Origin of the sequence: Lentzea sp. NPDC102401, from assembly GCF_044765805.1 — a bacterium.
In the GTDB taxonomy this organism is placed as follows: Bacteria; Actinomycetota; Actinomycetes; order Mycobacteriales; family Pseudonocardiaceae; genus Lentzea; species Lentzea sokolovensis.
This window is the reverse complement of the sequence record NZ_JBIWKS010000013.1, coordinates 248107-261930: the sequence shown is the minus strand read 5'-3', so window position 1 is coordinate 261930 and position 13824 is coordinate 248107. Positions and strand designations below refer to the sequence as shown.

Here is a 13824-nt window from a genome sequence, read left to right as displayed (position 1 = left end):
AGTGTCGGTTGCTACTGGTGGCGTAACGAGTCGAAGAGGTGCCTGTCAGTTGAGCACGCTGCAGTTCAAGCGAACGGCACGCCTTGCTGCTCCCCGGCCTCCTGGCGGTGAGGTACACCTCGAACCGCCACCCGAGGTCCCCCGGATCATCCCCGGCAACATCATGATGAAGGCGATGCCCGTCGTCATGATCGTCGCGTCCATGGGCATGATGGGCATGATGCTCGTGTTCATGCCGCGGCAGCCCGCGGCGATGATCATGCCCGGCATGATGATGATCTCGACCATCGGCATGATGGCGAGCGGCATGGGCTCGGGCAAGGGCCAGAAGAAAGCCGAGATGAACGAGGACCGCAAGGACTACCTGCGGTACCTCGGCCAGATGCGCGACCGCGCCCGCGAGGCCGCCGACGAGCAGCGCGCCGAACGCGAGTGGGTGCACCCGGACCCGCAGATGCTGTGGTCGCTCGCCACCACCCGCCGCATGTGGGAACGCCGCCAGAACGACCCCGACTTCTGCCACCTGCGCGCGGGACGGGGCTCGCAGCGCCTCGCCACCCGCCTGGTGCCGCCGCAGACCGGTCCCGTCGAGGAGCTCGAACCGATCGCGACGCTGGCGCTGCGCCGTTTCGTGCGCGCCCACTCGCTCGTGCCCGACCTCCCGATCTCCATCGCGCTGCGCGGGTTCGCCGCGGTCGGCCTGCTCGGCGAGATCGAGGACCGCCGCGACCTCGCGCGGGCCCTGCTCGCCCAGCTCGTCACCTTCCACGCCCCCGACGACCTGTTGATCGCGGTCGTCAGCGCGGGCCGCACCAAGCAGCTGTGGGAGTGGGTGAAGTGGCTGCCGCACGCGCAGCACCCCACCGACATCGACGGCATCGGCCAGCGCCGCATGATGGCGAACTCGCTCGCCGAGATCGAGGCGATGCTGGACGAGAACCTGCGCGACCGCCAGCGGTTCACCCGCAACGCCCCGCCGCCGCCGGACCAGCCGCACATCGTGATCGTCATCGACGACGGCGACATCAGCCGCGAAGAGATGATCATCCTCGAAGAGGGCCTGGTCGGCGTCACGCTGCTGGACCTCAACGAGTGCCTGGGCAACCTGACGGCACGCCGCGGTCTGCGCCTGGTCGTCGAGAACAACCAGCTCGGTGCCCGTTCCGCGAGCGGTGTCGAGTGGTTCGGCGCCCCGGACCGGCTGTCCGTCGTCGAGGCGGAGGCACTGGCCCGCAGGCTCTCGCCGTACCGCATGGGCGCCGCCGGTGAGGCCGGTGGCGACTCGGGCGAGGACCCGTTGGCGATGACCAACAACCCGCCGCTGCTCGAGTTCATGGGCATCCCCGGCGACCCGATCACGTTCGACGTGCAGCAGGCGTGGCGGCCGCGGCCCAAGCGCGACCGCTACCGCATCCCGTTCGGCATCGGCGAGCACGGCCAGGCGGTCGAGCTCGACATCAAGGAAGCGGCCGAGGACGGCATGGGCCCGCACGGCCTGTGCATCGGCGCGACCGGTTCCGGCAAGTCGGAGTTCCTCCGCACCCTGGTGCTCGGCCTGCTGGCCTCGCACTCCTCGACGGCGCTCAACATGATCCTCGTCGACTTCAAGGGTGGTGCGACGTTCCTCGGTCTGGACAAGGCGCCGCACGTCGCCGCGACGATCACCAACCTCGCCGGCGACCTCAGCCTGGTCGACCGCATGAAGGACGCCATCGAGGGCGAGGTGTCGCGTCGTCAGGAGGTCCTGGCGAAGGGCAACTACAAGAACGTCTGGGACTACGAGAAGGCCCGTGAGAACGGCGCCCAGCTCGACCCGTTGCCCGCGCTGTTCATCTGCATCGACGAGTTCTCCGAGATGCTGACGGCGAAGCCGGACTTCATCGACATCTTCCTGCAGATCGGTCGTGTCGGCCGGTCGCTGCAGATGCACATGCTCCTCGCGTCGCAGCGACTCGAGGAAGGCAAGCTGCGCGGTCTGGACACGTTCCTCTCGTACCGGATCGGTCTGAAGACGTTCAACGCGGCGGAGTCCCGCGCGGCGATCGGTGTGCCGGACGCCTACGAGCTCCCGCCGATCCCGGGCTCGGGCTACCTGAGCGTGCAGGGCATGCCGCTGACCAGGTTCAAGGCGCTCTACGTCTCGGGCACCTACCGTCCCGCCGGCATGCAGTCCGCCGGTGAGTCGGTGGCCGTGCGCAGCGACAAGCGGCCGCGGTTCTTCGTGCCGGACTTCATCGAGATCCCGAAGGAGCCCGAGCGCCCGATCGAGCCGGTCAAGGTCGAGGTCGCGCCCGTCAAGGAGGACGCGAACGAGCCGACCCAGCTCGAGCTCATCGTCGACCGCCTCGTCGGCCAGGGCCCGCCCGCGCACGAGGTGTGGCTGCCGCCGCTCAACGAGCCGCCGACGATGGACACGATGCTGCCGCCGCTCGACGTGACGCCGGACCGCGGTCTGACGTCGCCGGGCTACCCGGCCAACAGCACGCTGCAGGTTCCGCTGGGCGTGGTCGACAAGCCGTTCGAGCAGCGTCGCGACCTGCTGTGGGCCGACTTCTCCGGTGCGGCCGGTCACGGCGCGGTCGTCGGTGGCCCGCAATCCGGCAAGTCGATGATGCTCAGGACGCTCGTCGCGTCGATGGCGCTCACGCACACGCCGGAGGAGGTGCAGTTCTACCTCATCGACCTCGGTGGTGGTTCGCTCGCCGCGATGGAGGACCTGCCCCACGTCGGTGGCTTCGCCGGTCGTCTTGACGTCGACAAGGTCCGCCGCATGGTGGCCGAGCTGCAGAGCCTGATCGCGGAACGCGAGCTCCGCTGGCGCGATCAGCGCATCGAGCTGGGCGAGTTCCGCAACCGCAAGCGTCGCGGTGAGATCAAGGACGACTCCTTCGGTGACGCGTTCCTGATCGTCGACGGCTGGATGAACTTCCGCCAGGAGTTCGAGATGGTCGAGCCGCAGATCCAGGCGCTCGCCGCGCAGGGTCTGTCCTACGGCGTGCACGTGATCGTCGGCGCGAGCCGGTGGGCGGAGATCCGGCCGGCCATGAAGGACCTCCTCGGTACGCGCTTCGAGCTGCGGCTCGGTGACCCGAGCGAGTCCGAGGTCGACCGCAAGGTGGCGGTCAACGTGCCTCCTGGCCGGCCCGGCCGCGGCATCACCGTCGACGGTGCCACGGGACGCAAGCTGCACTACCTCGTCGGCCTGCCCCGCATCGACACCTCGCAGGACGCGAGCACGGTGGTCTCCGGAGTCCAGGACCTCAGCCACAAGCTGAACCAGGCCTGGCAGGGCCCGCGCGCCCCGCAGGTCCGGATGCTGCCCGACCTGCTCGACCACGGGCAGCTCATGGCGCACGTCCAGCAGATCCTCCCCAACCGCGGCCACCTGGTCCCGGTCGGTGTCAACGAGGACGAGCTCGCGCCGGTCTACCTGGACTTCGACGCGGACCCGCACTTCCTCGCGCTGGCCGACGGCGAGTCCGGCAAGACCAACATCCTGCGCACGATCGTCCGCGGCATCATGCAGAGCTACACCTCGTCCGAGGCGTTGATCCTGCTCGCGGACTACCGCCGCACGATGCTCGGTTTCATCGACACCGACCACCTGCTCAGCTACGCGGTGTCGGGCGCGCAGTTCACGCAGAACGTCCAGGAGGTCCGCGGCTCGCTCGCGAACCGCATGCCCGGCCCGGACGTGACGCAGGAACAGCTCAAGAACCGCTCCTGGTGGAAGGGCCCCGAGGTCTTCGTCATCGTCGACGACTACGACCTGGTCGCTCCGCAGGGAGCCGCGAACCCGATGCAGCCGCTGGCCGAGTTCATCCCGCAGGCGAAGGACGTCGGTCTGCACGTCGTCGTCGTCCGCCGCATGGGTGGAGCGTCCCGCGCGATGTACGACCCGATCATCGGCAAGCTGAAGGAGATCTCGGCGCCGATCTTCGTCGGTTCCGGTTCGAAGGAGGAGGGCAACATCATCGGCAACCTGAAGCCGTCGCCGCAGCCTCCCGGCCGGGGCACGATGGTGACCCGCAAGCACGGTCAGCAGCGCATCCAGTTCGCCTGGATCCCGTCGGACTAGAAGCAGTGCATGGACAAGGGCCCGCGGCTGATGCCGCGGGCCCTTGTCCGTGCGCGGGATCGGCACCCCGGCGCGGCCAAGAGGGAGGCGGCCGCACCGGGGCACTGGATCCGGTTCGGAAGAGTCACCCCCAGGTCTGACTCTTCCGAACCGGCTGACGAGGACTCTGCCGGACGCCGCTCACGCGCCGCTCACGCCTCGATGACACCGGTTTCCCGGCACAAGTAAAAAGGCCCGCAGCCGAAGCCGCGGGCCTTCACCGAACAGCAGGGGACTGTCCGGTTCCCCCCATGACCGGATTCCTCCCGGACCGCACCACTGGGGAGGGGCGGCCCGGAGGGAGCGCGGCGATCGTGACAACCCCCCAGGACTTCGCTGTCACTCTCGTCGCTCCGGCTGATGACCACTTTGCCCGGCCGCGCTCACACTTCGGTCACACCGTCCAACTGGCCGTGGAACTCGGGGGACCGTTGCGAGCCGAGTTCGCCGCACTCCCCGGAAACTGATGAGCGGTGCTGGTGGCCCCCCAGGAACTTCGCCACCAGCACCGCTGAGGAGAACTCTGCCCGAGGCCGCTCACACTTTGCTCACACAGCGATCACGGCGCCTACACTGCCGGTGATCTGGAGGGATGTGCGTGCGAGCCGAGTACCGCGTGCTGGGTCCGCTGGAGGTGCTGCTCGATGGTGAACCGGTAGCAGTCCCCTCCGGACGGTGTCACCTGTTGCTGGCCGTGTTGTTGTTGCGTCCCAACCGGTTGATGCTGGTGGATGAGCTGGTCGACCGGCTGTGGGACGGTGCCCCGCCGAACGCCGGCCGCGCGCACAAGACGCTGCACATGGTCGTGCGGCGATTGCGGGTCGCGCTGGGTGAGGCCGACTGCGTGCAGACCCGGACCGGTGGTTACGTCGCCGTGGTCGAACCGGACCAGCTGGACCTGCTGCGGTTCCGCGCCTTCGCGGGTTCGGGCGACTTCGGTGCGGCCGCGGCGTTGTGGCGCGGGGCGGTGCTCGGCAACGTCGCGTCGGACGTCCTGCACCGCGAGGACGTGCCGCGGCTGGTCGACGAGCGGCTCACGGTGCTGGAGCGGCGCATCGACGCTGATCTGGACAGCGGGCTCTCCGGCGAGCTGGTGGCGGAACTGAGGTCGCTGGTCGCCGATCATCCGTTGCGGGAGCCGTTCTGGTCGCACCTGATGCTCGCGCTGTACCGGTCGGGCAACCAGGCCGAGGCGTTGAACGCGTACCAGGACCTGCGGACCAGGCTCGCCGAGGAACTGGGCGTCGATCCGTGTCCCGCGCTGCGGGAGCTGCACCAGCAGATCCTGCGAGCCGAGGTGGCACCCGGCAGGCGTGCGCAGGTGCCACGCCAGCTCCCGCACGGTGTGCGGAACTTCGTGGGCCGCGAGGACGAACTCGGGGAACTCGGCACGGCGACAGGCGTCACCGTCGTGCATGGCGTCGGTGGCGTCGGCAAGACCGCGCTGGCGCTGCACTGGGCTCGCGATGTTCGTGAGGACTACCCGGACGGCGATCTCTACGTGAACCTGCGCGGGTTCGATCCCGAGGTGCAGCCGGTCGATCCCTCCGCCGTGGCGGAGACGTTGCTGGCCGGGCTCGGTGTGGACGAGGTCCCGGCCGGCGCGGACGCCCGGTTCGCGTTGCTGCGCACCACCTTGGTGGACCGGAGGTTGCTGCTCCTGCTCGACAACGCCGCGTCGGCGCGCCAGGTCCTTCCCCTCCTGCCCGCCGCGGCCGGGGTGCGGGTGCTGATCACCAGCCGCAACCAGCTCCGTGCGCTCGTCTCACAGCACGACGCGACCACGATCGGCCTGCGGGAGCTGGAGTTCGACGCGGCGCGGTCGCTGCTCGCGGTCGTGCTCGGTGAACGGCGGCTCGATGCCGAACCGGAGGCCGCGCGCGAGATCGTCGAACGCTGTGCCGGACTGCCGTTGGCGCTGCGCGTGTTCGCCGAACGGGTGGCGCGCTTCCCGGACGTGCCGCTGCGGGAGTTCGTGGCCGAGCTGCGCAACGAGCGGCTCGACGCGTTCAGCGACTTCTACGACGTGGACGTTCGTGCGGTGTTCTCGTGGTCGTATCGGGCGTTGGACGACGAGTCGGCACGGATGTTCCGGCTGTTGTCGGTGCACCCCGGTCAGGACTTCGACGTGAGCGCTGCCGCCGCGCTGGCCGGGGTGTCGGTGGCGCAGGCCAGGCGGCTGCTGGAGCGGCTGGTCGCCGACGCCCTCGTGCAGACACGTTCACCTGGGCGTTACAGCCTGCACGACCTGCTGCGCGCCTATGCGGCCGAGCTGTGCGGTGACGACGAAGCAGCCGCACTGAGGATCACCGAGTGGTACGTCCACACCCTCGAGAACGCCGCTCTGGTGGAGAATCCGATCGCGCTGGTGCAGGCCGGTGAGGTCACGTCGGACGTGGTGCCGCGGGAGTTCGCCTCGCGGTTCGACGCGCTGGCGTGGGTGCGGGAGAACTGGGACAACCTCCGTGCGGTCCTGTACGTGGCCGTGGCACGCGGGTGGAGACGGCTCGCGCTGCTGATCCCGACGCACTTGGAGAGGTTTCTGCCTTACAACCGGCCGCGCTGGTCGGAAGCGGTCGAGATGTTCGAGGCGATCCAGACCTTCGGGACTGCCCGCGAGCAAGGGTTCCTGCTGCTCAAGCTGGCCCGTCTCTACTCTGACCTCGGACGCCTGGACGACTCGCTGGCCTGCTTCGAGGAGGCACTGCGGTTCGTCCGCGAGTCAGGGGAACGGACCGCGGAGGCGGCTGGTCTGATCAACCTGACCGCGCTCCTGCACCAGCTCGGTCAGGTTGAGAAGGCCCTTGACACCTCACACCTGGCAGCCGAGATCGGTGTCGAGCTCGCGAACAGGTACATGGAGAGCGCTGCGCGTTCCAACATCGGCTTCATGCTGAACGTGCTCGGCCGCCACGAGGAGGCTCTAGTCGCGACCGAGCGCGCCATCGATGTCGTGACCGAGTTGGACGACGAGTACATGCTCGCGCGGATGCACGCGGTGCGGGGCGGGGCACTTGTCCGACTCGGACGGCATGCCGAAGCCGTGGCTGTGCTCGGACCCGCTGCCGAGGCCTTCGCGACGTTCGCCGACTCCGACGCCGAATCTGTGGCTCTGCAGGACCTGGGTAGCGCCCTGATCGAGCTCGACCAACGTGCGGAAGCCGCCGTGGCGTGGCGACGTGCAGTGGATCTTTGGCGTGATCTGGACGAGGACCGGGCTGAGGCACTCGCGGCCAGGCTGGCCGAGTTGGAGTAGCAGAACGCCGTCGAAGTGGCAGAGGAGTGCGGACCGCGACCCGCTCCCTGGCGAGGTCCGGCCCGACGAACTCGAGCTGGTCCTGAATGACCGACTTCGCCATCCGTGTCGTCCGAGGCAGTCGCATCGGGTAAGCATGTGCCCGGAAGAGGGGAAGGTGCATGAGCCTGCACGTCGCGGTCGACTTCGGCACGTCGAGCACCTGCGTCGCGATCTCAGCGCACGGCCGGGAGCCGCAGGTCGTCGTGTTCGACGGCCAGCCGCTGGTGCCGTCCGCCGTGTTCGCCGCCGCCGACGGGACGTTGTTCGTCGGTCAGGAGGCCGAGCGCCAGGCCGCGGTCGACCCCGCCCGCTACGAGCCGCACCCGAAGCGCCGCGTCGACGAGGGGGAGTTGCTGCTCGGCAGCACCGTGCTGCCCGTTGTGGACGTTGTGCGCGCGGTGCTGTCCCGAGCCGTAGGGGAAGCACGGCGCGTTGGTGGCGGAGCGCCTGTCGACCTTCTCGTCCTCACCCACCCCGCGGACTGGGGCACGGTCCGCACCCGCGTCCTGCTGCAGGCGGCGCGCGGACTCGGTCGCGAACTCGTACTGGTGCCCGAACCGGTCGCCGCCGCCGTCTTCCACTCCGCGAGCCACTCCATTCCGGACGGTGCCGCCCTCGCCGTGCTCGACCTCGGCGGCGGCACGGTCGACGCCAGCGTGGTGGCACGTGCGGGCAAGAGCTTCCGGGTGCTGTCCGCCAAGGGCGACCCGAGCTTCGGTGGCGCCGACATCGACCAGGCGTTGCTCGAACACGTCGGCGGGCTGGTCGCCGCCAAGGACCCCGAGGCGTGGCGGCAGCTCGTCGAGGGCCGCGAGATGGCCGACCGGCGCAAGCGGCGGGTGCTGCGCCAGGACGTGCGGGGTGCCAAGGAGACGCTGTCCCGGCACGCTTACACCGACGTGCCGATGCCGCAGCCGTTCCCCGACGCGCACGTGACGCGGTCGGACCTGGAGCAGCTGATCACCGCGCCGCTGAGCCGGGCGGCCGCGCTGGCCGCCGCCACCGTCCGCGACGCCGGTCTGCGGCCACAGCAGCTCGCCGGGGTCTTCCTGGTCGGCGGGTCGAGCCGGATCCCTCTCGTCGCGCGCCTGGTGCACGACCAGATCCGCGTGGTGCCGACGAGCATCGACCAGCCGGAGACGGTGGTGGCCCGCGGCGCGCTGCGGGCGGTCAGCCTCGATCCGGAACGGACCGGCGGTGTCGCCCAGCAACCGAAGGGCCCGTCGGGTGAGGTGACTCACAACCTGCGGGTCGGCGACGACACCACCCGCAAGATCACTCGCCGGATCACGCCCCCGCCTCCAGGACAGTTCCCCGTGTCGTTCGCCACGGCCTCGCCGTCGCCGCCGCGGAAGAAGAGCAGAGCGCCGCTGTTCATCACGATCGGTGTCGTGATAGTCCTCGCGGCGGCCGGTGCCGGTGGCTACCTCTGGCTGAACCGCAAGCCGCCGCAGCAGCCGACTCCGCCTGGCGATCAGATCGCCGTCTACGACTACAGCTTCACCCGGCCGGACGGGTGGGAGCAGACCGGCGGCGCGGCCGGTGATCGGCAGGTGCTTTTGCAACCGATTGAGCGCAAGAATTCCGATAGCAAACAACCGGAAGCTCGAATTGCTGTGCAGGAGCAAACTCTCACCTACAACAGCGACCAGGACCGAGTTCGCGCGTTGAGTGAGTTGAAGGGCCTGTATCAGCAACGCAAGGAGAATGGAGACGAGGTCGCCGACTTCGTCGACAACACGACATTCGCGGGCAAGTCTGTTGTTCACTATCGCGAAGTGGTCGAAGCGACCGGGGTCGAGTGGTACATCCAGTTCGCCGGCGACGTCCAGGTGAGCGTGGGCTGCCAGGCGACGGAGGCCACCAGGGCCCAGGTCCGCACCGCCTGCGAGCGGATCGTCAGCACGCTCGTCATCAAGTGACAGTCGCAACTTCAGGGAGTCGCCGATGTCCGCCACCGAGGTCCTCGCCCGGTTCCGCGCCGAGGTAGGAGCCGCGGTCACCCGTGCCCGGCGCGCGTCGGGTGAGGTCGGTGAACGCAATGCCAAGCTGCGGGAACGCACGCGTGACCTCGCCGCGCGGGCGCGTGAGCGCAAGGTCGAGCCCGGCGCTCAGGCCACCTCCGCCGAGGTCCGGGAGAGCGCCGCGGGCTTCCGCGCGGATCGGGGTCTGGCCGTCGAGCAGGTTCCGGACGCCGCCGAACTCGCCGCGCCCGCTCCAGTTGAGACGGAACCCGTGACTCTCGGTTCTGCCGCCGTCGCCGGTCCGAGTGGCCAGCTTCCCCGTGTGAGTGACGATGACGAGGACTTTTCGCAGTCGCGAATCCTCTACTGACGCCTGGTTTCACCCGGAGCCGTTTACTAGCGCAACTACTTCGAAAGAAATCGCGACAGGGCGGAACCGACGTGGCAGGGTCCTCGTCGGAAGAGGCGTACGAACCAAGAAGTACGACTTGAAGTTCTCTGAAGGGGGCATCTCCCAATGGCATTGACCGTTACTTCTGAAGAGCTCGACGCCCTGGCGAAGCACATCGCCGACGTCAACGACCAGACGCAGGGCACGCTCCGTCAGGTGAGCAGCACCGTCGACACGCTGGCCGGCAGCTGGAAGGGCAACGCGGCCACCGCGTTCAACAACCTGATGGCGCGCTTCCACGACGACGCGTCGAAGGTGCAGGAGGCGCTGATGGCCATCGCCGAGCAGATCTCCAGCTCCGCGGACGTCTACGCCCGCAACGAGGAAGAGCAGCAGTCGAGCATGACCAGCATCACCAACCGGCTCAGCTGATCTCGCTTTCGTTCGTCAGTCGCTTCTCGCGTTTCCAGACTTCTAAGACATCCCAGGGGAGATAGCAATGAGCGGTCAGATTCAGGTTACGTTCGCCGAGGTGGCGAACGCCGCTTCGCAGATCAGCAGCTCCGCCAAGAGCGTCGACCAGCAGCTGGACGACCTGCGCTCGAAGGTGTCGAGCACGCTCGCCGGCTACGAGGGTGACGCCGCCGCGCAGTACCAGGCAGCGCAGGACAAGTGGGACAAGGCCGCCGCGGACCTGCAGGCCGTGCTCGCCGCCATCGGTACCGCCGTGCAGCAGGCCGGCGAGGCCTACGAGACGTCCGAGCGCCAGAACGCCGCGCGCTGGTAAATCGCCGCGGTCTGCAAGAAACTCTCGCGAGCCCCGGAACCACGTGGTCCGGGGCTCGCGTATGTCCATGGTGAGGTGGCTTCGGAGGGGCCGTTTTGGTCCCCGAGCCACCCATCCGGTATCTTCTGACGTTGTTGTGCGGTAGCTGGCACCCCTATGTGTCGCGCCTGTCTCGGAACCACCGCTTGGTTCGTCCAAGATCGGTCTGGGGCAACCGCCGCAGTGACCCCAGACGCAAGTGACGACGAGGTAGATCCGTGCGCACGTACAGCCCGAAGCCCGGTGAGGTGACCCGCACCTGGCATGTGATCGACGCCCAGGACGTGGTGCTCGGCCGGCTCGCCACCCAGGCCGCGACGCTGCTGCGCGGCAAGCACAAGCCGACTTACGCACCCCACGTTGACACCGGTGACTTCGTTGTCATCATCAACGCTGACAAGGTCGCTCTGACCGGTGCGAAGCGCGACCAGGCGTTCCAGTACCGCCACTCCGGCTTCCCCGGTGGTCTGCGCAAGCAGTCCTTCGGCGAGGTCCTGGACACGCGTCCGGACCGCCTGGTGGAGAAGGCGATCAAGGGCATGCTGCCCAAGAACCGCCTTGGCCGTCAGATCGCGAACAAGCTCAAGGTCTACGCAGGCGCGAGCCACCCGCACGAGGCGCAGCAGCCGCAGGCCTTCGAGATCAAGAAGATCGCCCAGTGAGCGACGAGTACACCGAGGAAGTTCCTGTGACCACCCCTGAGAACGAGACCCCTGAGGTCGAGACCCCCGAGGTCGAGGCCGAGGTTGTCGAGGCCGAGGTCGTCGACGCTCCTGAGGCCGAAGAGGCTCCCGAGGCCGTTGAGGCCGAGGCCGTCGAGGCTGACGCCGACGACGCAGAGGTCGAGGAGACCTCCGCGCCGGTGGTCGCGCCCTCGCTGAACGGCGCCGCGCACCTCGCGCAGACCGTCGGCCGCCGCAAGGAGGCCGTCGTCCGCGTCCGCCTCGTGCCCGGCACCGGCAAGTTCACGCTGAACGGCAAGACCCTCGAGGCCTACTTCCCGAACAAGGTGCACCAGCAGCTCATCAGGGAGCCGCTCGTCACCACGGAGAAGCCCGAGACCTTCGACGTGATCGGCAACCTGCACGGCGGCGGCATCACCGGCCAGGCCGGTGCGCTGCGTCTCGCCATCGCGCGTGCGCTGATCGCCATCGACGCCGAGGACCGCCCGGTCCTGAAGAAGGCCGGCTTCCTCACCCGTGACCCGCGGGTCAAGGAGCGCAAGAAGTACGGTCTGAAGAAGGCCCGCAAGGCGCCTCAGTACTCCAAGCGCTGACGGGTCAGTCGCTGGGCGAGTTGTGTCTGCTTCGTCAGACCACTGCTCGAACCCGGTGACTGCGGGGACACCCCGCACCCCGAGTGCGTCACAGCTGTACCTGCGGGAGCAGCAGTTCACTACGAACTGCTGCTCCCGCAGTGTTTTCAAGGGTTTCCGGGTTTTCCGGGTCAGTCCCCGCCGCCCCGCAGTGTCCAATTCGGAGGATTCATGGCCCGCCTGTTCGGCACCGACGGTGTACGCGGTCTCGCCAACGCCGATCTCACCCCTGAACTCGCGATGTCCGTCGCTTCCGCGGCGGCGCGGGTGCTCGCCGAGCACGATCGCACCCACCGCCCCATCGCCGTCGTCGGCCGCGACCCCAGGGCGAGCAGCGAGATGCTCGACGCCGCCGTCACCGCGGGCCTCACCTCGGCCGGCGCGGACGTGCTGCGCGTCGGCGCCCTGCCCACGCCCGCAGTCGCGTACCTGGTCGCAGCCCTCGGCGCCGACATCGGCGTGATGATCTCCGCGTCGCACAACGCGATGCCGGACAACGGGATCAAGCTCTTCGCCGCCGGTGGTCACAAGCTGCCCGACTCGGTCGAGGACGAGATCGAGCAGCACATGGGCGCCGGTTTCGACCGGCCGACCGGTGCCGCCATCGGCCGGGTGCGTGATGTTCCCGACGCCGAGACCCAGTACGTCGAGCACCTGCTCAAGGTCACACCGCACCGCCTGGACGGCCTCAAGGTCGTGGTGGACTGCGCGAACGGTGCCGCGTCGGTGGCCGCACCGGACGCCTACCGCCGCGCGGGGGCCGAGGTGATCGCGATCAACGCGAACCCGGACGGCCTCAACATCAACGCCGGCTGTGGTTCCACCCACATCGACGTCGTGGCCGCCGCGGTCCGCGAGCACGGTGCCGACCTCGGCATCGCGCACGACGGTGACGCCGACCGCTGCCTCGCCGTGGACGCACAGGGCGAGCCGATCGACGGCGACCAGATCCTCGCGGTCCTCGCGCTCGCCATGCGCGACGCGGGTGAGCTGTTCGAGGACACGCTCGTCGCCACCGTGATGAGCAATCTCGGCCTGCACATCGCCATGCGCGAGTCCAAGATCCGGCTGCGCACCACCGCCGTCGGCGACCGCTACGTGCTGCAGGACCTCAAGGCCGGCGGCTTCTCGCTCGGTGGCGAGCAGTCGGGCCACGTCGTGCTGCCCGCGCACGCCACCACCGGCGACGGCCTGCTCACCGCACTGCGCCTGATGGCCCGCATGGCCGAGACCGGCAAGTCGCTCGCCGACCTCGCCTCGGTGATGCGCCGCCTGCCGCAGGTCCTGATCAACGTGAAGGTCACCGACAAGGCGGCCGTCGCCAAGGCGTCCACGGTCAGCGAGGCCGTCGCCGCCGTCGAGGCAGAGCTCGGCGACACCGGCCGCGTGCTGCTGCGCCCGTCCGGCACCGAGCAGCTCGTGCGGGTGATGGTCGAGGCCACGAGCCACGAACAGGCCGAGTCGGCCGCGCAGCGCCTCGCGGGTGTGGTTTCCTCGGTGCACTGAGGACAGATGGGGGCTGGGGAATGACCATGTTGATGTTGCTCGTACTCCTGGTGTTCCTGGGAGGTGTGACAGCGGTCATCATCGCCGTCGTCACGACGTCGAAGCGCAAATCCGTCGCCCAGCCCCCGTTCCCGCCCGGTCATGGTCATCCGCAGCAGCCGTACGGGCAGCAGTACCCGCAGGGATTTCCGCAGCAGGCCCCTCCCCGGCAAGGATTCCCCCAGCAGCAGCCGTACCCGTCCCACGGGTACCCGCAGCAGCCCCCGCCCGGCACGCAGCCGCCCGCGCCCGGCGGCTGGTGACCAGGCGCCACCCGTTCAGTGGTGATCATCGGCGTCTTGCGCCGAATGGCTGTTTACTAAGGCAACCGACATCCTGGAGCTCCGGTCACCGCGTGATCCGAGCTG

10 protein-coding genes are annotated in these 13824 nt (G+C 68.8%); all 10 read left to right on the top strand.

Features of this window, described 5'->3' with window-relative positions; translation table 11 throughout:
- Positions 1-49 precede the first annotated feature (49 nt).
- The 10 genes from eccCa to ACIRG5_RS37215 all read left to right on the top strand — a co-directional run bounded on the left by eccCa (position 50) and on the right by ACIRG5_RS37215 (position 13719).
- Positions 50-4078, top strand: coding sequence for a type VII secretion protein EccCa (gene eccCa / locus ACIRG5_RS37260; RefSeq protein ID WP_402913891.1), 4029 nt, complete (start codon positions 50-52; stop codon positions 4076-4078).
- Positions 4079-4715: 637 nt separating this feature from the next.
- Positions 4716-7373, top strand: coding sequence for a BTAD domain-containing putative transcriptional regulator (locus ACIRG5_RS37255; protein WP_402913888.1), 2658 nt, complete (start codon positions 4716-4718; stop codon positions 7371-7373).
- A gap of 161 nt (positions 7374-7534) precedes the next feature.
- Positions 7535-9337 carry a type VII secretion-associated protein gene (locus ACIRG5_RS37250; protein ID WP_402913885.1) on the top strand — a complete coding sequence of 601 codons (1803 nt, stop codon included), beginning with the start codon at positions 7535-7537 and terminating at the stop codon, positions 9335-9337.
- Between the two features lie 25 nt (positions 9338-9362).
- Positions 9363-9749: a hypothetical protein gene (locus tag ACIRG5_RS37245; protein ID WP_402913882.1), complete on the top strand. Its 387-nt coding sequence runs from the start codon at positions 9363-9365 to the stop codon at positions 9747-9749.
- 147 nt (positions 9750-9896) lie between these two features.
- Entirely contained in the window at positions 9897-10202 is a 306-nt protein-coding gene (locus ACIRG5_RS37240) for a WXG100 family type VII secretion target (RefSeq protein ID WP_402913879.1), read from the top strand.
- A gap of 67 nt (positions 10203-10269) precedes the next feature.
- On the top strand, positions 10270-10557 hold the full coding sequence (locus ACIRG5_RS37235) for a WXG100 family type VII secretion target (protein ID WP_402913877.1): 288 nt from the start codon (positions 10270-10272) through the stop codon (positions 10555-10557).
- Positions 10558-10814: 257 nt separating this feature from the next.
- On the top strand, positions 10815-11258 hold the full coding sequence (gene rplM / locus ACIRG5_RS37230; protein ID WP_030478339.1) for a 50S ribosomal protein L13: 444 nt from the start codon (positions 10815-10817) through the stop codon (positions 11256-11258).
- A 26-nt stretch (positions 11259-11284) separates the two neighbouring features.
- Positions 11285-11872, top strand: a complete 588-nt coding sequence (gene rpsI / locus ACIRG5_RS37225) for a 30S ribosomal protein S9 (protein WP_319974939.1) — start codon at positions 11285-11287, stop codon at positions 11870-11872.
- A 210-nt stretch (positions 11873-12082) separates the two neighbouring features.
- Positions 12083-13417 (top strand): phosphoglucosamine mutase, encoded by a 1335-nt coding sequence (gene glmM, locus ACIRG5_RS37220; protein ID WP_319974940.1) that lies wholly within the window; start codon positions 12083-12085, stop codon positions 13415-13417.
- A gap of 26 nt (positions 13418-13443) precedes the next feature.
- On the top strand, positions 13444-13719 hold the full coding sequence (locus tag ACIRG5_RS37215) for a hypothetical protein (protein ID WP_402913872.1): 276 nt from the start codon (positions 13444-13446) through the stop codon (positions 13717-13719).
- Positions 13720-13824 lie beyond the last annotated feature (105 nt).